The organism is Rhodopirellula sp. SH410, assembly GCF_055811895.1.
This window is the reverse complement of sequence record NZ_CM147949.1, coordinates 4,147,236-4,168,206: the sequence shown is the minus strand read 5'-3', so window position 1 is coordinate 4,168,206 and position 20,971 is coordinate 4,147,236. Positions and strand designations below refer to the sequence as shown.

Genomic DNA, 20,971 nt, shown 5'->3' with positions numbered 1-20,971 from the left:
TCATTACACTGTTCACCTGAGAGGCAAGAAGCTCAGTCGAAGTGCGTGACGACCGGACTCGATGATGGCTACCAGGATTTCAGAACGCGGCTTTAAAATCCGGATTTTAAACCCCGGCTCCCGGTGCAGCGTCAACGTTGAGCCAGGTGTCGTCATCGCACACGATCAGTGAATGCTCTACCTCGACACCGTCGGGGCCAACTACTGCCGCGTCGTACCAGACGCATCCGTATTCATCGATGCGTGAAACCCTGGCGACCGGCGATTGTTCGATGATGCATTCAATACTGTCAGCCGTCCATCCCGCCATGTCCGTCTTCTCGGCGAGTTCACGTTCGCGTTGTCGCAAGTCATTCGCAGGAACACGCAGGATCTGAATCCGGTCCCCAACAGTCAGCGTCTTGGGATCGGGCATGTGCGATGCTGGGTTCTTGATTGGAGCGACTAACTTATCTGCCAGTTGTCGTTGCGACGAGAACAGTCTGACGGCACAGCGACAGCAGTTTAGACGTTCTCACGAGCAGCCCCGACTGCAGATCCACAAAAAACTCCCCCGACCTAGCTCCGCTGACTCAAGACGCAGGTGTATGGCAGGCTTTCCAAGTAAGCAGATGCTGCCTGCGATTCATTCCGAATCAACGTTTAATCGCCGTCGCATCCTCCCCGGCGTTATCCTTGTGTGCTACCTCGCTCAAGCTATTCCGGACTGAGTGCAACATCGACACGAATTCATCGCACAAGGATTGATGGAAATTCCGTCGTCGCCGGTGGTATTTTGGTCCAGCGGAACCGGTTCGCTTCACGTGTAAGTGGTGTATGTTGCTGCACGCCAGACTTCGAGACAGATGCAAACTCGTGTCATTGGCAACGTCATGTCGCTACGCGACCGATACTATCTCCTCGCAGTACGTGATGCCTCACGGCTGTCGTTTGCGAGATGACCGCCACAAGAAAACGAGGATTGAATGAAACCCGCGAACGAAGCAAGATCGGCGTTTACCTTAGTAGAACTGCTGGTGGTGATCGCCATCATTGGTGTCTTGGTGGGATTGCTATTGCCGGCAGTTCAGGCCGCTCGGGAAGCGGCCAGGCGGATGCAGTGCAGCAACAACATCAAGCAAATTGGCCTCGCAATTCACAACTACCACGACACGTTCGGGCAATTGCCACCCTCACGCAATTCGTTCACCAACGGCGAAGGAAAAAGCACGCTCAATGGTCTGCTGCCATTGCTGCTGCCGTTCGCGGAAGGGTCTAGCGTCGAGAACTTATACGATTACAACGTCGGTTACGATCACGAGAGTAACCAGACAGCAATCAATTCACGGATTGCGTTCTTTCTGTGTCCGTCGTCGCCGGGCAATGAGCAGAGCGTCACGTTGTCGGAAGTCTCCTCGTCGGCCCAGTTCCCGTCCGGTACGGCGGCGATTACGAACTATCTTCCCGTACGAAACGTCCGCAACTCAGCCAACGAAATGCTGGAAGGTTCGTTTGCCGCCCGCTCCAATGGAGAGCTAACGGGACTGGGCGGTGGACTGCTTGCGCACAATTTTGCGTCCTTTCTCGATGGGTTGTCCAATACGTTTTGGTTCGTTGAGATGGGCGGGCATCCGGATTATTACGTAAATGGCCGCATGGTGATGCCGGCGGCGCCTGGCGTGAAATTGTTTTCTCCGTGGGCGGGGAATACTGCTATCGCGCTGAATTCATACTCGGCAGATGGGCTGTCGCGACCCGGCCCCTGTATGATGAACTGTAGCAATCAATTCCAACCCTACAGCTTCCATATCGGTGGCTGCATGTTCGGGATTGCTGATGGGTCGGTCAAGTTTCTTACGGAGTCAATGGACGGCAACACCTTCCGCGCTCTGGGATCACCGGCAGGCGGTGAAGTCGTGGCAATGCCGTGAAGATACCACTTGCACGCCGAACCATCTTGCCCCTCGCGTCGATGATGTTATTGGCCGGTTGCGGCGAACCTCCCTCGGACCGTATTCCCGTGTATCCCGTCGTTGGCACGGTGACGAGCAAGGGCAAGCCCGCCTCGGGAGTTCACCTCATTCTCCATCGGAGCTCGAATGCGGTTCGCGGCTGTGGAAAACTGTTTCCCAACGCCGTCACTGATGAACTCGGCAAATACCAATTGACCACTTATGAAAAAGACGATGGGGCACCTGCTGGCGACTGGATCGTGACACTATCGTGGCCTAATGATCGAGTGATACCGGCGGTCCGGGACGAGATCCTCAGCTCGGGCGAAAGTGTGCCGGATCGATATCGTGGACGATTTTCTCAGCCCGCGGGCTCAAAATGGCGAGTTTCCGTTTCCACAATAGACAACGAAGCACCACCGATCAATATTCCGTAAACGCATCCTTCCGCCGCCCCAGAGAAACCCGCGGGTCGCGCCGTCGACTCACCTTATTCAACTTGATTTACTCCTGTTTCATTGATTCATGATATTTCCATCGATTCGCCGCTACCACTTGTTATTGTTCCTTTACTTAATTGCACCTTTGAACTCACTGAGTGCCGATGACGAAAAAAGGATTGTTGAATCTACCGCCAACGGCAATTGGACTGACCCTCAAACCTGGCAGCGCGGACACGTCCCCACCGCGGGCGATACGGTGTTGGTCCGCAGCGATCATGAGGTCATCTACGACAGTAACTCAGACGACGTCATCCGCGCAGTGCATGTTTCAGGAATACTGCGTTTTCGCACCGATGCAGATACCCAGCTCAACGTGGGACTGCTAAGAATCGAAGGCGGTAATCAAGTCGTCGAGGAAGGATTCAACTGTGACATTCACAAACATCGCCATCGTCATTCCGCATCGCCAGCAGCCCTCCTGATTGGAACTCCGCGGCAACCCGTCGCGGCACATCATCGCTGCCTGATTCGCCTGCACATGGTTCCCGGCGTGGATGAGAAATCGTGGCCGGCGATCGTGTGCTGCAGTGGCCGGATGGAGATTCACGGCGCGCCTATGAACCGGACTTGGGTGAAACTTTCACGCGCCGCAGATGCTGGTGCGACTCGGTTGTTTCTAAGCGATGCGGTATCGAACTGGAATCCCGGCGATCGTCTGGTAATCACGGGTACGTCACGCCAGGAGCCCGTTGCGGGAACGCAAACCGAGCATGTGACTGATGCACCAACCTCAGAAGTCCGGTTCTTGGCCGCGAAACCAGAGGCGTCGGCGTCGATGTCGATGGCGGCGGGGTCCCAGCAACGACTGACCATTGACGAACCGTTGCGACTGACTCATCGCGGTGGTGAGTACAGCGCCGAAGTGGCAAACCTGTCGCGGAACGTCGTGATCGAATCGGCGGATCCGGAGTCTCATCGCGGACACACGATGTATCATTATGGATCGTCGGGATCGATCAGCTATGCTGAATTTCGACATCTCGGAAAAGAAGGCTTACTAGGTCGATATCCAATCCACTTCCATCTCGCAGGAGACTCCATGCGTGGCAGCAGCGTCGTTGGTGCGTCAGTGTGGGATAGCAAAAATCGCTGGATAACGATTCACGGAACTCAGTATCTTGTGGTTCGCGACTGCGTGGGTTTTCAAAGTGTGGGCCATGGGTATTTTCTGGAAGACGGCACGGAAACCTACAACGTCCTCGATCGAAATCTCGCGGTGCAGGCGATAGTTGGCAGGCCACTCCCAGGCCAGGTTCTACCGTTTGACAAGAACGATGGGGCCGGATTTTGGTGGGCGAATAGTCTCAACGCATTCACGCGTAATGTTGCTGCGGAGTGCGATCAACACGGCTTCCGCTTCGAAGCTGAAGCATCTGCTGCGTTTGATCCTCGACTTTTGATTTTACAAAGTGATGGAACGAAGCAGCGACAAGACATTCGCACGCTGCCCTTCATTCGATTCGCGGACAACGAGGTTCACACTCAACGGCGATTTGGATTGAATCTCGGAGGCATCCGAGGTTTGACCTATCAGCAATTCAGCAACGAACGCACAAGTGAAGATCTCGCCAATTCGATCGCAGGCACGACCGGCGGTATCGGCGCGGACGCAAGCCAACCAATGGTGATCGAACGTCTAAAAGTTTGGGATACGCATTGGGCGTTTCATACTTACTGTCCAGCGGTCAAAATCGCTGGTCTAGATGTATTCGACTGCAACTACGGAATATGGCGTAGCATCATGGATCTGCACCAATATGATGATCTGTCCTTTCGCCAGATCCACTCTCACACGATCTTTTTTCCCATGGGGGGATACGGTCCGGCTATCGAAATGACAGACAAAACGGCGAGCTTTCCCAACTATCGATTGGAGGATAAGTCGCCCCCGGTCACCATCGTCACTGGCAGTGTTCCCATGTCCGCCGGCGGACAAATTGTTCGCGGTACATCAGTCGACAATGGACGGATTGAACGGGTGGACGTCGCTGGAATATCAGCGCGTTCATTGCGAGATAATTTCGCCGAATGGGAAGTTGAACTGCCTGCCACTGCTGACCCTAAGCTCCATGCTTTCGCGATCGACGAAGCAGGCAATATTGAAAGCAATGCCCACCGGCTGCATCATTGAAACGTGACATCGCCGCCCACACGTCGCGCCGCGTTACCATTCGCCAGCCAGTCGTAAATCAACCACTGGATGTTCTCCGCGTTGATCGGTCCACGACGCGATGCCGTCAGCGAATGTCGCAACCTTGGGACCGCTCGGGTGTGCTCACTGATCATCGCTCCGACCTGCAGAGGAGCCGTCCGGCAACGCTAAAATACGATCGCCATCGCGAATCACCTTTCACGCTTCACCGAATACAGAACATAACGGCGGGCCGGTGGTGATGCCGGTTGCTCGGGTACGCAATGCGGAGCTGCCAGTGGTGGCTGCATTGTGTTGAGATCGGTTCATTTCAGTCCGATACCTTGCGTTTTAGCCGTTAATCCGGCGAGCACATAGCAGCCCAGCATTCTCGCCAGCCTCACGTTGGGATGGTGAGTGACCCACGCGCATTCTCATCGATCCAACAGACTGGTCTCACCGACGCGAGTGATCACATCTATTCTCACTGGCGCCCACCCGTCCGTCAACAATGACGTGAGATGGCACTCCCCTCAGACGAGGAGGCAGCTTGATTCGACGCATTTCCGAAGCTCGTGAACGTTTGGCATGCAACTTTCCGGGCAGGCTATGCTCGGGACGAGTCGCCTCGATGACGGCCGCCAAACTTTCGTAACATCGGTTTAAAAGCCGGATTTTACAATGCGTTCTCGGATCTTGCTTCACTCAGAGGAAACTACGCCAGTCGGATCACTTCGTGGTTCTTGAGCAGTCTGAAGCGTGAGTTGACATCGCTTCAATTCTATCAGTGCCAGAGATCCTTCAATGGGCCACACGAGCATGCGACTATTTTGTCACATTGCCGCAGCCAGTTCAGCACCGTTTCCCGATCTTCCTGTGTTACGCTACCACGCCACGGACCTTGAACGACGCCAGACCAATCGTATTGCCCGCCGCCGCCAAATTGCAGTTGGCTCTGCTCGATCATCGCGATGAAGTTGTCGGTCAGCTTATCGACGTCCTGAAGGGAGATTGATGCGTCGACGCGGAAATGCAAGTCAAAACAGTCCTCACGGAATTCTCCAGTTCGCCTTTTCTTCCGGATTCGCTTGTTCATTTGGGCAGTTGTGGGTTTCAGTTTGATGACAGTCACGGTTCACGCGACCGCGATTGCACAATTCAGGCAGTCGACTGCCGACAAGGCGATTCGTGTTGGGATTCTGCGTATCAATCGGTACTCGTGGAAGCGAATTCGCGAGCACCCAACCAGACGTGCGAAAAATTAACCGCTACACATCGCATAGATCGACGTGTTTCGCTAACCATGATTTCGAGACTGAGCCCGGCGATCAACCACAAATGCATGGCCCAGTAGGCCAAGAAACCCAGTAAAACCAAAGAAACCGAAAAAGCCCGACAGCCGCTGCAGGCCGAATCCATCGAGGCCCGGAACATACTCGAGGGAGCTGAGGAAGCCTAGAAATCCAATGAACATTGGCAGCGACAGCTTGATCGAGAATCGAGCGATTCGAATGGCATCTTCGTTTCTGAGTCCAAGCCAAACGGGAATGTCAAAAAGGTTCATCGCAATCGCTCTCCGCTCGTTGTCGCTACACAGGACCGGACCAAAGAAAGCGTTCGGTGTGAATGTTGCCACCCCGGATGCCAGCACGCGAATTGCCGATAGTATCCGGGGTTAGATTCTCTGAGTCAAGAAAAAAGTGACTGGAGCAAATGCAGCGACCATCGAGGTAGTCGACGGTCACACAAACACCGTCAGACATCACCGCGAGAACGAAACGAGCCGCGTCAATTGCTGCTCTGAGAACGTCAGTTGTGTCCGGGTATTGAAATCCGCGAAAGTGCCTGTGGTGGATGGTGCCAACATCGACAATGAACTCGTCGCCGTCCTCGTGAACGACAATCGGGCCGAGTTTGCCGGATGCGGCCGGCACAGTAAGACGATGGCCGCGGTCGTCAGCGTAAATCCAGGCTGACGGATCGAGCCCAAGGTCGATGCACGCGTCCAGGAACAGGTTTAGGTTCGGGGTCACCGATGAACTCGCTGCGGCGCCACTGGTTCATTGGCATGAGAGTATTCAAGAATGCAAAACCACGCGATGATGACCGGGCAGATCAACGCGGCCAAGACACCAGGCATGGCATGTTGCGGCCAGTTGAGCGCGGCAAGCGACTCAGGGGGCGCGTAGAGCGAAGTCGCGAACCAAACGAGTGGCGTTGAGACAGAAAACGCAGCAAGCAATCCCACGAGTGCGGGGAACGGGAGAATCCGGTCACGTCGATACCAAAGAACACCGCCCAGAAGGTTCATCAGCACGCAGCTCCCGGCAGGCAATATTGCGAGTTTCGGTTGGCCATTGAACGCGAGAATTGCGGCAATTGGAACGAGCCAGGCCGACCCACCGAACACGCCACCGAACCAACCGCTAACTTGCCATTGGAAGCGTCGTGGCCCAATCATCGCCGATTTACAGTCCGATTTGTTCATGGCATATGTCTCGGGATACGGCTTGATTCACTCGGGGAGCGGTAGTCGTTAACGGGCACGGCAGGCTAATTTTCCAATTCTAAACGCCTGATACCGAATCCGCTGCACGGCATGGCTACGCGCAGTCTGTTCACGTTCTTCGACGGATGCGTAGAACGCATCCATGTCAACGTGCAGGATCATTGCGTGTTCACCGCGTGTGACCCCAATAGTAGGCACGGCCAGAAAGTCTGTCGTACAAGGTGTGCTGACCGCGGTCCTCCTCGGTCCAACCGTACTCGATTCCGTCCCCCGTCGAGACAGCGTGCCCCTCACCCGTCGGCTCGATATAGAAGATGCTCCCACTTCGGTCTGAAATCAACGAGATGCCGCCAAACGTCCGGCTCCATGTGTTGAAGTTTGCTTCGGTCGTTTGAAAGCTGACGGCTCTGTTCGGCATGTAGACGTAATCATAAAAGTCGATGTCGGAAGCGTCCTCAGGCAGACCGTACACCGGCGAAGCGTCGCGGGTATAGCCGTAGCCGTAGCCGTGAGTGGGTCGGTTCCAAATCAGGACGAAGCAGCCCCCCACAGCCAACAGGCCAGCGAACGCGATTAGATTCCGTGCTCGGGACATTCCAATTTCAGCTTATAAGACTGGATAGCGAAGAGGTGATCAGACGCCGCAACAGAGAGACCATTGCCGTATTTCATTGCGATGGTGTTTCTGTCCGTTCCGAGTTATCTGCCAAGACGGTCAGGCCCGGACGTTTCACGCGAATGGCGTCAATAACGCCGTGCCCGTCCAAAAAGCAGTTGTCAGAAATCACCCACGGCTTTGAAAAGCGATTGGCGAGGACAATTGTCTGGCGACCGCCTTGGTGCTTTAACGCGACGGACTGTATTTCCAAAAACGACACCACGCTAGACGATGGCCAGAACAGTCCAGCTTCGCACCATGATATCGTGTCCGCCTCGACAATAACGAATGAGCTCGGTCTGCGGATCAACAGGGCGACAGCACCCACGATTTGGAAAGCCGCCATAGGATAGGCCATCCAGTAGTTGCCGGATGATCCAGCCCCCAAAAAAGCAATCGCCAGAACGATCGTGACAGCCATTGCCAGCCAATACTTTCGGTTGTCAACAGGTCGTTCGAATACGAGGCGATCCATTCGTGATTTTCAGCCGGAAAACGTGGAGGTGACGTGGACCATCTCACGAGCGAGATGCAGATCTTCCACCTTCCCAAAGTCTTGGAAGACAATTGGTGAGCCGAGTTCGCTCAGTCGTTCCTCGACTTCTTCAGGTGTCATTGACACGCGTTGTTCAAGTTACGTCGGCGAACGATGCTACCCAGACGGGAGTCTCACTCGCTCGTCTTCAAACTATTTCCAGTCCGCACTTGCATCGCTTGGTTCCCCGCTGTCTGGCGGTATCGGCGTGCCATCAGCAGTCAACACTGGATTTGGGCGGTAGAGCCCGAGAAAAGCAAATGCAATTGGGATCCAGATCGGCATGAGGAGAATGAATTGAGCCATAAGTCCGCCGTTTGCAATTCCTGTTGCGGCTCCAATTCCACGGCCCGCATTCGGTAGCGTCCACATCGCTCCAATTGCGAAAAAGTAGAGCACTTCAAACAATAGCAAGATCGCAAGTAGTCTTGCACAGGTCGCGGAACCAAGACAGAGCCCAACAGAAGAGACGATGATCGAGATGTAGCAAACGATGCATATCAAGGACATTGCGTAAAACGCGGTGAAGAAGTGTGGCAGTTGAGCGATGTCCGGCGTTTTGTCGAACGCACCTTGAAATGCCGCAAAGAGTGAACCTGCGTTGTAAAGCAGTCCGAATAGAGCAGCGACAATCAGCAAAGTCGCAATAACATAGGATGCGTATCGTTGAGTCGGTGTGCGTCGTGTGATCATTGATTTCGTCGGGGAACGTGGGACGTCACCGAGGACTCGAGAAAGACTTACCATTGCCAAACCGCTCGACTCGCGTCCTTCGTTGGATCTCATTGATACCCGTCATTGTATGTGATTTCGCAGTCCGGCAATGCAATCTGCAGCTCTGCGACACCGGCACGGGAAATATTTGGGCAGTTGTGGATAGTCGTCGTTGTTCGGAAAGCGTCGAAAGTAAACGACCGTTTCGTATTCGGCTGGCAACATGGGACGGTCGGAAGGATTTCAGTCGGGTAACCAGGCAACTAACGCCAGTTGGGCTGGTGATAAGGCGGTGCTCGAGCACTTATCGTCGGTTGCACCTTCGGTGCCTATGGTGACTCGTCGAGTGTTATCGCCGGATTGGTGGGGCCGACAACCGGTCACGCGTTCACCGAGTATGGATGATCCCAAATCGTCGGTCAAGCGAATGTGAACCCAGTAATCCCTCTGAATGCAATGGCCTGTCGAGGAAAGATGCGATCACTCCACACGATGTTGCTGCGACTGCTGGAAATTGCGTGGAGGATGACTCAGGTGAGCTTCACAGGCTACTTCCGTTCACGCTCGCACGTCCGCATGGTCGTGACACCGACGAACGAACTATTTTTTCTCTATACGTGAACCCAGCACACCGACTGAGACGTGTGCCGCGAGGAATCACTCGCTTTGACGTCCAAAGTGTCACGGAGACTAGTGAAATTGGCATTGAAATCCAGCAAGACCACGCTGAAACCGCGTCCGCTTGGGTTTTTGACGGGCATAAAGATGATTAGCGGGGAGGAAGCACGCTGCAAAATCCGGATTTTAAAACACCGATCGTGGGATAACGTTCGCCAATTCGGACGTGACGGCCGGCAGAGTCACTGCGAAGATAGTTCGTGTGGTCTGAGCGGGATCGACGCTCCCACGAGAGGAAAATGCAGTCACTGAAATCGACTCGCTTGCTATCATCATCGCTGAGGTGGTGTGAGTGACTCAACCATCGCGTCGACGCGAAGTCAAAACTGCGGAGATCCGTGTGTTTGTGACTACGTCACCTTGTCGGATCGATGGTGCAGTTGAATTTTGGCGACGAGCATCCGCAGTCCAAACGGACAGCCGAGAATGAACCAGGGTGTGACGATCGGGATGGTTGCGATCACGGCAGCGGCGATTGGCAACACACCAGTCCGACGACGGCAGTGTGCCACGCATCCGAGCAGAACGATGAGGTGGCCTGCGGTGAATAGGAGTAGTTTGCCATTCAGTGAGCCGATGCCGTCGGTGGCCGGTTGTTGCAGCCAATCAGACCAAAGGTACGCGATATCGAAAACAATCGCTGAACCGGCCAGTAGCACCAGAATTCCTGCAGCAATTCTCCCATCGTGGATACGGCGGGGACGACGTTCTTGTGTGGACGTTAGGTCGGTAGTTGGTGGTTGGTAGGCAATCATCGGAGCAGAATCCTTAACTTGCCCTACATCGCCTCGCCGAAACTATACAAATCCGGAGGATCTTATTTACGCATTTTGGCAATACCCTGCTCGCTAATCAACCTGGCCAACCACTTTGATGCCGAAACCAGACAGGTTCGACCGGGTCGATGGCCGCTTTTAGGACTTAGCGACTGTCTTTGGCAGCCACTGTAAAAACACTTTCTGAACATTGTCGCCACGACTGCCAGGCGTTCGGGGCGTGCTTGTCGGTAAGTTCGGTCATGGGATCGCTGGCTGGTTCTGCATCTTCAAAGGAAAGGTCGCGAAGGTGCATGCCAGACATCCACTGCCAACTCGATCAGCATGTCTTGCTGATCATCAATGCCTTTCGCATCCCAACGGTCAAGTGACTGCACCTTTTGTTGATACGATTGATGCTGGAGGATTTTTCGATGACCTTTAACTCAACAATGCTACTTGCCGGGTAGCCTTGGCATTTCCGGCACTCGACCGGAGTCACCAATTTTCGACAACTATCGAATCTTGACTCTAGCACTTAAATTGGCGTTCACTAAACACCGCGCGTGCGGTACAATGTTAAGTGAGTAGATTTTGTATGACCGGGAACTTTAAAGGGTGTAGTCTACGTGGCATGGGAGAAGCGCCAAAGCGGTCGGAAGTACTTTTATCTTTGCCGACGCATGCCGGATGGCCGAGTTCATAAACAGTACTTGGGCAAGGGACTGCGGGCTGAGATGGAATCGCTGCGTTTGGAGTCGAAGGCTTTTCAAAAGCAAATTGACTCGCAGCTTCGAGAGAGAATTGTTGAGCTCGAGGCGATGGCAGAGGATTACGCGAGCTCAACGCGATTACTCTTGGACGCCCACCTTTATGCGACCGGATACCACAACCCAAAAAGCCGAGGATGGCGAAAGCGACGGAGCGTTCAGATGAACAAGTCTGCAGAGTGCGAGAATCAGGAGCAGGGAGACAGCGATCTGGAACCAGGTGAATGGGTTTCCGAACAAGTCACTCTGGATGAAGTGGTCCGCCGGTGTCGTAACGGTGATCAAGACGCGTTAGTCACGCTTCGCCGAGCGACGCAGGAGCATCCAGATCTTTTCAGCCAACGTGGTCACATCGCAGCAAAGGTTCAAACGGAATGGATTCGCGCCCTGTCTGGCCATGATTTGTTCGAGCGAGAGGTGATGTTCAACAGGACCCGAGAGCTTCGGCAAGGATTGATCGAAGAAGGCACCGGCAGCTATCTGGAGCGACTGATGGTCGACCATGTGGTTGCCACGCATCTTGAACAGGGCTTTCATGGCCTGATAGAGGCGAGGTGCGTCGGTAAAGGCACTGAGTTGCCCAAGTTCGAGATTGAAGCGTCACAGCGTTCTGCTCGCCGCCATGAGAAGGCTCTCGCGGCTTTGACCACGATCCGTGCTCTTGCCCCGCGAATGGAGTCGCACGCGGAGCTGGTCAGGGAGGAACCCGCTGAAGAAGCGGCTTGCGAGCAATCCACATCTCATGCTTATGCTGAGAACAACCGTATGACAGCCGTTTTCGATAGGACGCGACATCCGGTTCCATTGAACTGATCAAGCCGCGGGCAGCCACTGCGACACCTGGTTTTGAGCACGCCTGGCTAGATGCGAAGCGTTCAAGCCTCGGGCCAATCACGACCGTTACCGGTCTGAAGGCAATCGAGCATTGGCTTTTCACTTTGCTCGATCATTCCTCCGTCGGTCGGAATGGCTTTCGAGCGAGTTCACGTTGGTAATAGGATCTCACCGCTTGGTCGGCATATGTCACAGCGGCATTGCGCAAGAACTCCGCGATCGTTATTTCGAGCTCTGCAGCAGCCATTTTTACGAGCTTGTGCTCGTCTGGCCCCAACTGAACCTTCAGGGTTACCTCTTTGCTCGTCGTCTTCTTGGCGGCTTTTTTAGGGGGCATCTCGCACCTCGATTCTTAGATACCAAATTTAATTTTTCCGAAAGGTCCATCAGGACCCTTTTGACTATTAATTCCTACGGTATACTTTGGATTGTCGATGGTCAATGCTGAGCCAGCGTTGATTTCACGTTCCGAATCGCAAGCTCAAGGATGGAGTTGTTCACCACTTTTCCCGGGGTTTTCAACATGCCTACGTCAGGTCATCAAACTGACGCCGCTCGACTCATGTCAGTCGATGCAGTGGCCGCCATGCTGGCAATTTCTACTCGACACGTTTACCGACTCGCCGATTCCGGTCGAATGCCGCGACCGGTGAAGCTCGGCGGCTCCAATCGCTGGGATCGTGACGTCGTCGAAAACTGGATCAGGGAAGGCTGTCCTGTCGTTCGTTCTGTGAAGCACCCTCGGCGACGAGGAGCGTAAAAGCGTTTCCAGAGACTCGAGTTAAACCGGCAGCCGCCGAGCAAGGGACGGCTCTGCAGCCCGGTACTTTTCTTTCCAATTCAAAACTCGTGCGTACGATAGCGGTGCTCTCAGGGCGACTGGCCAATCCAGTCACAGGGCAAGACGCACGAATTGATCAATTAAGAGGGGATATGCCCAATGGCATCCGTCAAACGAAAAACCGTTACGCGATCGCTGCCCAGCGGTGCTACGATCACGACAAAGAAACGCCCAGCTAACAAGAAAGAGCTAGAGCAGGATCCATCGACGACGACGATCATCGAAGAAATCGCTACCTGGAAGGATCGCAACGGCAAGAAGCGAATAGGAACGGTCGTCGTCGACAAGCGGGGTAAGCAACGCGTAAGAACCAAATCGGAGACCTACTACGCCAAATACCGCGACGGCGACGGCATCGTCAAGGAAGTCGCGACTGGGTGCCGGGACAAACAAGCGGCACAACAGAAACTCGATGAGCTGCTCTCGATCGCTGACAAGATTCGGGTCGGATCACTGTCGACGAGTGACCTGGAAATCGGCGAGCACAGTAGAACGCCAGTTGCCGATCACGTTGCTCAGTACATCACCGACCTGAAATCGCGGGGCATCAACGCCGATCGGATCAAGACGAGCGAAACACGTCTGAAAGCCGCTCGCGAAGGCTGCGGGTTCCGATGGCTGAGAGACCTGAATTCGGAAGCTTTGCGAAAGTGGTTGCGTCAAGATTCAGAAATGTCGGCCGCGACCTACAACTGGCATTCGTCATTGTGGGTTGCGTTCGGTTGGTGGCTGACCGGTCGACGGTTGGAGGGAAAACGCCAATCGCAAACGGGCGAGCGTCGTTTGGCGTCTAATCCGTTCGACGGTTTTGGTAAACGCGACGAGAAGAACGACCGCAAGCGGATTGCACGGGCGATGACGCTCGACGAAATGCAACGCTTGCTCGGCATCGCCCAGCGTCGTCCGCTGGAGGATGCCCAGACAATCCGCACAGGACCACGAAAAGGCGAGCTCGGTGCCAACGTCACAAAGGAGCGGCAGGCCGCCCTGGAGCGATTAGGGACCGAGCGAGCGTTGATTTACAAAACGCTGATTTTGACGGGGCTACGGGCGAACGAACTGCGGACGCTTCGAGTTGGCGATCTGAGCTTCGGAGATGTTCCGTTCCTGGTCCTGCGAGCGAGCAATGAGAAGAACCGCAAAGGATCCACCGTCCCCATTAAGAGCGACCTTGCCGCCGACTTGAGAGTATGGAGCGAGGGCAAGACATCGAGCGAGCTCGTTTTCAACGTCCCGACCGGCTTGCTTCGGATACTCAACCGAGACCTGGTTGCCGCCGACATCGACAAGATGGACGAGAACGAAGGCCGGATTCACCTGCACGCGCTGCGGCACTCGACTGGCACTCACCTGTCGGCGGCGGGCGTCTCGCCTCGCACCGCCCAGGCTGTCATGCGGCACAGCGACATCGCGTTAACGATGAACACGTACACCGACGAAAAGTTGCTGCAAACATCGGCGGCAGTCGAGTTGCTGCCGGAGCTTCCGATTGGCACCAAGAGAACCGAGGCCGAAAGTTTCGTTGCCCCAGCGGTTGCCCCAGCTTCGTACAAAAGGAGTCAAAACGGGTCAAAATCTGACAAAATGGCAGGCGAGCAATCAGCAAAAAAGAACCGAGAAAACCCCTTGAAACACGAGGATTTAGGGGGTTTTGATGAATCGGGGCGACAAGATTTGAACTTGCGACCTCTGCGTCCCGAACGCAGCGCTCTACCAGGCTGAGCCACGCCCCGATGAATGAGACTTATCGTCTCAATTGGCTGCTCTTTCGTCAAGAGATCGGCGGTCGATTTGTGGTCGAATCGCTTGCCATGGTGTCCTGGAGGAGCGGCCGAATGACTTTCTTAACGAGGCAAGTTTTTTGGAGGCTCGGTGATTCATGGTCGGAAGGTTCTTCGTCGGCGGTGTGCTGACGCAGCGGACTGCAGGTGGTGGTGTGTTAGCTCTGCTGAGCCATCAGTTCGCTGATCCGGGCTTGCTGTTCCGGGGAGATCCAGCGGAGGTCCAGGATCAGTTCTTGGTCCTCGACACGGCACAATAGCCCGCTCGAAGCATCGGCTAAGCGTTGGGCGAGCGCTGGGGCATCTCGGGAGGCATCGATCGTTAGAACGACTTGACGCGACGGGATCGAATCGGGTTTGTCGTCGGTGTCCGTCTGCTCGGCCGGGCGGGGTGGAGACTGGAGGTTGGGGGGCAGTCCAATTGTCGCGGGTGATGCGGTGATCCGGGTTGCCGTCACCCAGTCGCAACCGGCTAATTGAGTGGCCAGACGCTGGGCACGATCGGCGAGGTTCTCTTCGGACACGCTGAGCAATTGCCCCACGGGAGCGAGCCCGTTGGCTTGGACGGCAACGGACGCGGCGACCACGGCAGTCAGGGCGGTCGGCGCGTTGACAAGGTCGAAGGTTGGGGAATGTCGCAGTCGCTGGATGATCTCCTCGTCGCCGATGATCAGGCTGAGTTCGGGGGTCCCGGTCAGTGCGCCACCACCGATGACAACGAGATCGGCGCCGCCGGCGAGCTGCTCGGTAACGCTGGCGACATGGGTTGATGTTCCCAGTGGGAATATGCTGCCCATTGGCAGCACCACGATCTCAATCCAGTTCTCACCCGGCTCGGATGCGCTGTGTTGACGGGGTTCGGCTGGCGCAAGTCGAACGAGCACATTTTGCTGTGCCCTCGTGTATTGAACGGTATCATGTGCGGAGCTGAAATTTGGCGATCCCCGCCGAGGATCGTCACGGCGGTGTAGAATCTGGTCACTCGGTCGGTCGTCCGCGCCGCCGATATGACCGAACTCACGAACGGTGCCTCGAGAGAAACGCCGCAGTCGATCGACGAGCAGCAGCTCGCAGCCCGCAGCGGGTGCTCCTGCCACAGGTATGGGCTGTGCGGACGTACGCGGCACCCACACGCATCCTCCACGGCCGCCGAGGGTGGCGACAAGTGCGAGCGAGGCGTCGAGTGAATTGGTAACGATTGCTCTGAGCCCAGGCTGATGGGGCGTTTGTTCGCGACGGCGGGCAATGGTCGCTGCGATTTCGTCACACAACCGGGCGGATAGGTCCGGATCACGGGCGGCGTCACCGGACAGGTGAGGGATTGCCGCGGCGAGTGCGGCCGTGGGCAATCCAACACCACTGCCGCGTTGGTCGAGCAGGCAACCGGTAGCGTTGATGATTCGTGTGGGCGTCAGTGAAATCGCTCCTTCCCCCCACCACGCACTGCTTTGCCAGGCATCTTTAAGCGGCTGCGCCTTTGCTTCGGCATGCCGTAACAGCGCGTCGACTTTCTCTCGCGCCGCTTTGGGCAATTCGTCCACGAGCTTAGTGGCTTGCTCTCTAAAAGAAGCGGCGGCGTCATGATCGGTCACTTGCCGCGCCAGATCGGCAACACCGCGGCGGAGGAGATCAACGGTCCAAGGAGGCAGAGCCATGAGGTCACGAACGTGCAGGGAGGAGGTGGCAGGGTAAGAGAGCAGGAGAATCGTGCTAGCGAGCGACAGCGAGACAATAAAACGCGTCAAATCAAAAGTATCTACCGTCGCCCGACAGAGGAATCCACGTTCTGGCGAACGTAGCTAGTCGGGTTATTCGTTCGCGGTCGCCAAGCAGACTGGCGACGGTTCATCGAAACCGAGCGTGGTCATCGAGCCGTCCCCTCAGACGGGACAATGGTCCCATCCTACGTCCAATCCTCGCTCTGGCAAGCGTGGCTGCAAAAGTGCACGTCTACAACTTGGGCACGGGGCGTTTCGGGGCTCGATTGAGCATCCGCCGTTCGTCGTCCTTGGGGACGTTGATATTGTTGTTGTTATTGCCACCGCCGCCTTCCTTTTTCGGCGTCAGATCCGTGAAGGATTCTTTCCATTGCCAGCCGATTGGGACGTCGAGTTCACGTTTTGCCAAGAGTGCCCACGGCGTACCGGGGTTGTCTTCGACGACTCGTGAGAGGAATTCACGGGCGGTATCGGCTTCGCGTTGCCATTTGCTACCGACACTGATTTTGTCGCTGGGTTCGAGGATCCAGGTATTGTTTTTGGCGTCTTCGAACGGCATCCCCTGTTTCGCTTGAGCCAGCACGGCGTTGTAGGTTTCCGTTCGTACCTTTTGAGCGAGCACGCGCCCATAGGCGAGATCAAATCCAGCCAACCAACGGGGGCTGGTTTCTTTCTCTCGTCCGGCGAGTCCCGGTTCCAGCGTCGCAGCGAGCCGCACGAGGGTGGGTTCGAGCGGAGCGGCGTCCTGTTGTGCGTTGGTCAGGTCGCCCGCCAATTGAGCTTCGCTGGTTTTCACGAATCGCAATCGCGGGCGCTGGATTCCCGTAACGTTCGGGATTGTCGCCGCTTGAACGAGTGCCATCCGTAGCGGGCTACGTTTGACGGCACTGACGTAATCGGATTGCGACAGATAGTCAGGGCTGTACCGTGCCATCGCCGACGGGTCGAAGAAGTATCGCATGTCCGCCGTGAAGGCTTCAATTTCACCGCGGCGAACTTGACGGGAGGTGTTGCGGTTGGGGTGCACGGTGAAATAGGTCCCGCCCGTTTCGTAGCACAATCGCGTTAGGCCATAGGGTCCAAATCCACTGTCAATGATTGGTTCGTCTTCAAAGTTGCCACTGAAGCTCAACTGGATGCGTTCAGGCAGGAAGGTCTCGGGGCCCTGGTCGACCTGTGCCCACTGGGGTGACTGGTCGTATTTGGGATCCGGATCGACATACTTGACGAGTGTGTGTTCGCGTCCAAAGGGAGCTGGCACACCGATCACGAACACGGGGACGCCGAGTTGGCGGCAGGACGAGATCGAGGTCTCGAGGCGGTTGTAATCGTCACCGCGTTCGTCGGTAACCACGACGAAGAGAACGTTGCGTTTCGGGCCGCGCGGGCCCACGTTACGGCGCAGGGACTTGTACTGTTTCGCCGCCGATTCGATCGCAGTGAAGACGCGTTCGACGCCGGAGCTGTCGACAGGCAGTTTGTCGACAATCTGTTTGATTTCCTGAAGGTCGGAGATCGGTTCCTCGGTGTAGAGTTCGACTTTTTCACCGAAGCCGATGATGGAGGTGAGGATACGTTCCTCGCCGGGCTTCTGATTCTGGTTTTCGGGTGATTTTTGCAGAATGCCAAGCTCATCATAGATCCGGTCGAAACGATCTCGAATATCGCCCCGTTGCCGCGTGAGCGAACCGCTTTGGTCGAATAGCCAGACGACGAGTGTCGGTCGTTCCTCGGCGGCGAGCAGAATTTCCGCGGTGATTTGGTCGACGGCACCTTGAGCGCCTGCGACACCGACGCCCGTGCTCCCTTTGACGGTATCGAGCCGCTTTTGGGGGGCGACGGGCTGGCTGAAAATCTTGTTGACCATGATCTGCCCCAGATCCGTCGGCTGCAGATCGATGGGATTCGGGATATCGGCGGCTTCCGCGTACGTGTCCGCCGACGCCATGGCCAGATCGAGTTCGGCCATGGCGTCCACGCCGACCTCGGTTTGGGGCGTCTCGCTAACGACAATTTCATCGATCGTCTCTAGCTGCTCCTCGTACTGGGGAGGCGGGGAGACCACCACCACGGCATTTTCGTCGAAGGGCTTGTGGAACTGAACGAGCGCCAGCGACAGAAAGATGATGATGTGGACCTGCATGCTGCCAATCATGGCAACGGTTTCGTCGGAGTCCCAGAATCGCTCGCGGTCCGATGACAGGGCCGGTTCGTCACCAGGGACATCGGGGGTGCTCGATGGATCAGCGGAGGGTACAGTCATGTCGCTGAGTGGGGCCGTGAGGATGAGGGGACGGAAGACAAGCGGCGGGTGCTCAAAGCTAGTGGGCTTAACATTGGAACGTTTTCTGCGATGATTTGTACTCTTGCCGAGTATATCCGAATCGATTGGGTGACTCGTAAAAACGCGGAGAAAAAATTTGAACGGACGACTGATCGCGATTGGAGACATTCACGGCTACAACGTGCCGCTGCAGACGCTGCTGCGAGCGATTGAGCCCACCGCCGACGATATCATCGTCGTGCTGGGCGACTATGTCGATCGCGGCCCGGACTCGAAAGGGGTGATCGATACCCTGATTCACTGGGGCCAGAAAACGCAACTCGTCGCACTGATGGGCAACCATGAGGAGATGATGCTCGACGTTGTGCGGGGGCTCCAACCGCATCATGCGTGGTTGAAATTCGGTGGGATTGAGACGCTCGACAGCTACGATTTTGATGGCGACATGGATTTCCTGCCGCCCGAACATCTCGCGTTTTTCGAGTCATTGGGCGACTATTTTGTTCACGACGACTTTTTTTTCACCCACGCGGCCTACGACCCTCGCTTGCCCTTCGAAGAGCAACCTGTCGAGATGCTGCGTTGGTATTCCCTGCGAGAGGGGATTCCCGAGCGTCATGTCAGCGGCCACGTGGCCGTCGTCGGGCACACCGCCAATCCGGACGCACAAATTGTCGATGTCGGCCATTTGATCTGCTTGGACACCAAGTGCTACGGCGGCGGATTGCTGACCGCAATGGAATTGCCGTCCAAACGTGTCTGGCAATCGACGCCCGAAGGCGTGTTGCTGTAATCTCGGCTCGACTCAGTGGTGACCAGAGTGCCGTTACGGCTTTCAGTCTCGCCCCCACGCGTTCGCATGACGCTCGCCCGCGCGCACTGCTCACGGAATCGATTTTCCCACCCAGAAAACGCCGAACCAGGCCGCCCGGGATGACGTAGCGAGCAGGTACGGAGTCGAACGCACTGCGGCCGACCATTGCCGGGCTGTAGAGCGTTCGGCGCACCTTCTTTCTCTGTTCTGTTCCCGTTACTTGGCTTTTCCGCCCATGAAGACCCTCGTTGCTTGCCTGATCTTCGCCGCGATTGGGGTCGCGGTGGCACTCATGATCAATGATCGCCGTTATGGACACTACGATCCCGCGTTCGGACCGATCAGCTATCGAGGCGAAATCGATGCCAGCAACGCGATGTCGACGCTCGAAAAGGAGTGGTCCGAAAAATTTCCCAAGGTGGAACTGCCTGACGGACACACCTATGACTTCGGTGTGATGCGTCCGGACGAGAAAGGCGAACACGTCTTCGTCGTTAAAAACGTCGGCGAGGAAGCCCTGGTTCTCAAGGTCGGCGCGTCGACGTGCAAGTGCACCGTGGGCGAACTGGGGGATGAGTTGCTCGAACCCGGCGAACAGACGGAAGTGACGATGAGCTGGACGGTGTTGACCAACGAAAATACCTTTGGTCAATCCGCTGAACTACGGACGAACGACCCCAGCAACATCGCAATTCGATTCGAAATTAACGGTACGGTCGTCCGCGACCTGAAGATGTTTCCGGAAGAAATTGCTTTCGGCGATGCTGCTGCAGGCGAAAATATCGAATTTGACGTCAACGTGTTCAGCTACATGGACGCCCCCATGGAGGCGGGGGAAGCCAGGGTTGTTGAAGATACGATCAATGGGCTCACCGATTTAGAGGTCACACCGTTCGAGCCGAGCGAGCAGGACGGTGTCAATGAAACGGCGACGCAAGGATTCCACGTCCACGGCACGATTCGCCCGGGGCTCAAGCAAGGTCCGATCAGCTCCAACGTGATGCTGACGCTGCAAAAGCAGGGCGGTGATGCGACATCGGGTGGTGACGCCGAGAGCGAGGGCGACACCGCATCCCCGAGTCGACGGGTGGCTTACATCCCACTGAGCGGCCGCATTGTGGGCGCGTTGAGCATGTTGCCCAATTCGCGTCTGAAAGGTGTTTCCGGAGGCGGATATATCTTTGATTTCGGCATTCTCGGCAAGGACGATCCGATGACGGCGAAAGCGTTCGTACGGTTCAAAGGCGCCGATCACGCATCCGCGAAACTGTCCATCGGTGAAGTCAGCCCGGCGAGTAATGTGGAAGCAAGGCTCGGCAAGCCCATCGGACAGGGAAGTATGACGCTCTACCCGCTCGAACTGGAATTGAAGCCCGGGGCGTCAGCCGTCGACCGGTTAGGAATGAACAGAGGAGATTATGGATTCGTGATGATCGAATCCGATGACCCCCAAGTTCCGCCGCTAAAATTGGCACTGAAATTTGCATTGCCGGCGCGGTAGGCTGGGCGGATACT

At 55.9% G+C, this 20,971-nt stretch carries 23 protein-coding genes, 1 tRNA gene and 1 pseudogene; 9 read left to right on the top strand and 16 right to left on the bottom strand.

The features are described from left to right. Window positions 1-106: 106 nt before the first annotated feature. Window positions 107-415, bottom strand: a complete 309-nt coding sequence (locus SH410x_RS15085) for a hypothetical protein (RefSeq protein WP_473668460.1) — start codon at window positions 413-415, stop codon at window positions 107-109. 550 nt (window positions 416-965) lie between these two features. Between SH410x_RS15085 and SH410x_RS15080 the strand changes: the two genes are divergently transcribed. From SH410x_RS15080 to SH410x_RS15070, 3 genes are all read left to right on the top strand, one after another. Continuing rightward, on the top strand, window positions 966-1,910 hold the full coding sequence (locus SH410x_RS15080; RefSeq protein ID WP_473668458.1) for a DUF1559 family PulG-like putative transporter: 945 nt from the start codon (window positions 966-968) through the stop codon (window positions 1,908-1,910). Continuing rightward, on the top strand, window positions 1,907-2,368 hold the full coding sequence (locus SH410x_RS15075; RefSeq protein WP_473668456.1) for a hypothetical protein: 462 nt from the start codon (window positions 1,907-1,909) through the stop codon (window positions 2,366-2,368). The genes SH410x_RS15080 and SH410x_RS15075 overlap by 4 nt, the downstream gene beginning before the upstream one ends. A gap of 88 nt (window positions 2,369-2,456) precedes the next feature. Then, a complete protein-coding gene (locus SH410x_RS15070; protein ID WP_473668454.1) occupies window positions 2,457-4,565 on the top strand; it encodes a G8 domain-containing protein in 2,109 nt (702 codons plus the stop codon). Here SH410x_RS15070 and SH410x_RS15065 read toward each other — a convergent pair. From SH410x_RS15065 to SH410x_RS15015, 11 genes are all read right to left on the bottom strand, one after another. Beyond that, window positions 4,559-4,720, bottom strand: a complete 162-nt coding sequence (locus SH410x_RS15065) for a hypothetical protein (RefSeq protein WP_473668452.1) — start codon at window positions 4,718-4,720, stop codon at window positions 4,559-4,561. The two genes, SH410x_RS15070 and SH410x_RS15065, sit on opposite strands and share 7 nt — an antisense overlap. A gap of 629 nt (window positions 4,721-5,349) precedes the next feature. Beyond that, window positions 5,350-5,661 (bottom strand): 50S ribosome-binding protein YggL, encoded by a 312-nt coding sequence (locus tag SH410x_RS15060; protein ID WP_473668449.1) that lies wholly within the window; start codon window positions 5,659-5,661, stop codon window positions 5,350-5,352. 201 nt (window positions 5,662-5,862) lie between these two features. Continuing rightward, window positions 5,863-6,129: a hypothetical protein gene (locus tag SH410x_RS15055; RefSeq protein ID WP_473668447.1), complete on the bottom strand. Its 267-nt coding sequence runs from the start codon at window positions 6,127-6,129 to the stop codon at window positions 5,863-5,865. A 25-nt stretch (window positions 6,130-6,154) separates the two neighbouring features. Next, window positions 6,155-6,598 (bottom strand): hypothetical protein, encoded by a 444-nt coding sequence (locus SH410x_RS15050; protein WP_473668445.1) that lies wholly within the window; start codon window positions 6,596-6,598, stop codon window positions 6,155-6,157. Then, window positions 6,595-7,053 carry a hypothetical protein gene (locus tag SH410x_RS15045; protein ID WP_473668443.1) on the bottom strand — a complete coding sequence of 153 codons (459 nt, stop codon included), beginning with the start codon at window positions 7,051-7,053 and terminating at the stop codon, window positions 6,595-6,597. The genes SH410x_RS15050 and SH410x_RS15045 overlap by 4 nt, the downstream gene beginning before the upstream one ends. A gap of 48 nt (window positions 7,054-7,101) precedes the next feature. Next, window positions 7,102-7,236 (bottom strand): hypothetical protein, encoded by a 135-nt coding sequence (locus SH410x_RS15040; RefSeq protein ID WP_473668441.1) that lies wholly within the window; start codon window positions 7,234-7,236, stop codon window positions 7,102-7,104. A 7-nt stretch (window positions 7,237-7,243) separates the two neighbouring features. After that, window positions 7,244-7,669 (bottom strand): hypothetical protein, encoded by a 426-nt coding sequence (locus SH410x_RS15035; RefSeq protein WP_473668439.1) that lies wholly within the window; start codon window positions 7,667-7,669, stop codon window positions 7,244-7,246. A gap of 73 nt (window positions 7,670-7,742) precedes the next feature. Next, window positions 7,743-8,153 carry a hypothetical protein gene (locus tag SH410x_RS15030; RefSeq protein WP_473668437.1) on the bottom strand — a complete coding sequence of 137 codons (411 nt, stop codon included), beginning with the start codon at window positions 8,151-8,153 and terminating at the stop codon, window positions 7,743-7,745. Window positions 8,154-8,216: 63 nt separating this feature from the next. After that, a complete protein-coding gene (locus SH410x_RS15025) occupies window positions 8,217-8,354 on the bottom strand; it encodes a hypothetical protein (protein WP_473668435.1) in 138 nt (45 codons plus the stop codon). 66 nt (window positions 8,355-8,420) lie between these two features. After that, window positions 8,421-8,960, bottom strand: a complete 540-nt coding sequence (locus tag SH410x_RS15020; RefSeq protein ID WP_473668433.1) for a hypothetical protein — start codon at window positions 8,958-8,960, stop codon at window positions 8,421-8,423. Between the two features lie 1,049 nt (window positions 8,961-10,009). Then, the gene (locus SH410x_RS15015; RefSeq protein WP_473668431.1) at window positions 10,010-10,414 is read right to left on the bottom strand and encodes a hypothetical protein; all 405 of its coding nucleotides are present in this window, start codon (window positions 10,412-10,414) and stop codon (window positions 10,010-10,012) included. Between the two features lie 683 nt (window positions 10,415-11,097). Between SH410x_RS15015 and SH410x_RS15010 the strand changes: the two genes are divergently transcribed. Further along, window positions 11,098-11,997 carry a hypothetical protein gene (locus SH410x_RS15010; protein WP_473668429.1) on the top strand — a complete coding sequence of 300 codons (900 nt, stop codon included), beginning with the start codon at window positions 11,098-11,100 and terminating at the stop codon, window positions 11,995-11,997. 133 nt (window positions 11,998-12,130) lie between these two features. Here the strand turns inward: SH410x_RS15010 and SH410x_RS15005 are convergent, their stop codons facing one another. Further along, complete coding sequence (locus SH410x_RS15005) at window positions 12,131-12,355, bottom strand: hypothetical protein (protein WP_473668427.1); 225 nt, start codon at window positions 12,353-12,355, stop codon at window positions 12,131-12,133. A gap of 150 nt (window positions 12,356-12,505) precedes the next feature. On the opposite strand from SH410x_RS15005, the gene SH410x_RS15000 reads away from it, so the two are divergent. The 3 genes and pseudogenes from SH410x_RS15000 to SH410x_RS14990 form a co-directional block, all read left to right on the top strand. Continuing rightward, complete coding sequence (locus tag SH410x_RS15000) at window positions 12,506-12,778, top strand: helix-turn-helix transcriptional regulator (protein WP_473668425.1); 273 nt, start codon at window positions 12,506-12,508, stop codon at window positions 12,776-12,778. Window positions 12,779-12,867: 89 nt separating this feature from the next. Beyond that, complete coding sequence (locus SH410x_RS14995) at window positions 12,868-13,038, top strand: hypothetical protein (protein ID WP_473668423.1); 171 nt, start codon at window positions 12,868-12,870, stop codon at window positions 13,036-13,038. Next, a pseudogene (locus SH410x_RS14990) lies at window positions 12,959-14,239 on the top strand (tyrosine-type recombinase/integrase); the annotation flags it as partial. The gene SH410x_RS14995 and the pseudogene SH410x_RS14990, both read left to right, overlap by 80 nt. A 279-nt stretch (window positions 14,240-14,518) precedes the next feature. Here the strand turns inward: SH410x_RS14990 and SH410x_RS14985 are convergent. The 3 genes from SH410x_RS14985 to SH410x_RS14975 form a co-directional block, all read right to left on the bottom strand. Beyond that, window positions 14,519-14,592, bottom strand: a tRNA-Pro gene (locus SH410x_RS14985). A 206-nt stretch (window positions 14,593-14,798) separates the two neighbouring features. Next, the gene (locus tag SH410x_RS14980; protein ID WP_473668420.1) at window positions 14,799-16,385 is read right to left on the bottom strand and encodes a PLP-dependent aminotransferase family protein; all 1,587 of its coding nucleotides are present in this window, start codon (window positions 16,383-16,385) and stop codon (window positions 14,799-14,801) included. Window positions 16,386-16,590: 205 nt separating this feature from the next. Next, window positions 16,591-18,621 carry a vWA domain-containing protein gene (locus SH410x_RS14975; RefSeq protein ID WP_473668418.1) on the bottom strand — a complete coding sequence of 677 codons (2,031 nt, stop codon included), beginning with the start codon at window positions 18,619-18,621 and terminating at the stop codon, window positions 16,591-16,593. A gap of 157 nt (window positions 18,622-18,778) precedes the next feature. Here SH410x_RS14975 and SH410x_RS14970 point away from each other — a divergent pair, with 157 nt between their 5' ends. Next, entirely contained in the window at window positions 18,779-19,435 is a 657-nt protein-coding gene (locus tag SH410x_RS14970; RefSeq protein ID WP_473668415.1) for a metallophosphoesterase family protein, read from the top strand. 256 nt (window positions 19,436-19,691) lie between these two features. Then, on the top strand, window positions 19,692-20,957 hold the full coding sequence (locus SH410x_RS14965; protein ID WP_473668412.1) for a DUF1573 domain-containing protein: 1,266 nt from the start codon (window positions 19,692-19,694) through the stop codon (window positions 20,955-20,957). Window positions 20,958-20,971: the final 14 nt, after the last annotated feature.

Bases quoted from the DNA above. Each gene is read 5' to 3' on its own strand.
- SH410x_RS15085 (WP_473668460.1), bottom strand. From the start codon at position 415: ATGCCCGATCCCAAGACGCTGACTGTTGGGGACCGGATTCAGATCCTG.
- SH410x_RS15080 (WP_473668458.1), top strand. From the start codon at position 966: ATGAAACCCGCGAACGAAGCAAGATCGGCGTTTACCTTAGTAGAACTG.
- SH410x_RS15070 (WP_473668454.1), top strand. From the start codon at position 2,457: ATGATATTTCCATCGATTCGCCGCTACCACTTGTTATTGTTCCTTTAC.
- SH410x_RS15065 (WP_473668452.1), bottom strand. From the start codon at position 4,720: ATGATCAGTGAGCACACCCGAGCGGTCCCAAGGTTGCGACATTCGCTG.
- SH410x_RS15060 (WP_473668449.1), bottom strand. From the start codon at position 5,661: ATGAACAAGCGAATCCGGAAGAAAAGGCGAACTGGAGAATTCCGTGAG.
- SH410x_RS15055 (WP_473668447.1), bottom strand. From the start codon at position 6,129: ATGAACCTTTTTGACATTCCCGTTTGGCTTGGACTCAGAAACGAAGAT.
- SH410x_RS15045 (WP_473668443.1), bottom strand. From the start codon at position 7,053: ATGAACAAATCGGACTGTAAATCGGCGATGATTGGGCCACGACGCTTC.
- SH410x_RS15040 (WP_473668441.1), bottom strand. From the start codon at position 7,236: ATGATCCTGCACGTTGACATGGATGCGTTCTACGCATCCGTCGAAGAA.
- SH410x_RS15035 (WP_473668439.1), bottom strand. From the start codon at position 7,669: ATGTCCCGAGCACGGAATCTAATCGCGTTCGCTGGCCTGTTGGCTGTG.
- SH410x_RS15030 (WP_473668437.1), bottom strand. From the start codon at position 8,153: ATGGCTGTCACGATCGTTCTGGCGATTGCTTTTTTGGGGGCTGGATCA.
- SH410x_RS15020 (WP_473668433.1), bottom strand. From the start codon at position 8,960: ATGATCACACGACGCACACCGACTCAACGATACGCATCCTATGTTATT.
- SH410x_RS15015 (WP_473668431.1), bottom strand. From the start codon at position 10,414: ATGATTGCCTACCAACCACCAACTACCGACCTAACGTCCACACAAGAA.
- SH410x_RS15010 (WP_473668429.1), top strand. From the start codon at position 11,098: ATGCCGGATGGCCGAGTTCATAAACAGTACTTGGGCAAGGGACTGCGG.
- SH410x_RS15005 (WP_473668427.1), bottom strand. From the start codon at position 12,355: ATGCCCCCTAAAAAAGCCGCCAAGAAGACGACGAGCAAAGAGGTAACC.
- SH410x_RS15000 (WP_473668425.1), top strand. From the start codon at position 12,506: ATGGAGTTGTTCACCACTTTTCCCGGGGTTTTCAACATGCCTACGTCA.
- SH410x_RS14975 (WP_473668418.1), bottom strand. From the start codon at position 18,621: ATGACTGTACCCTCCGCTGATCCATCGAGCACCCCCGATGTCCCTGGT.
- SH410x_RS14965 (WP_473668412.1), top strand. From the start codon at position 19,692: ATGAAGACCCTCGTTGCTTGCCTGATCTTCGCCGCGATTGGGGTCGCG.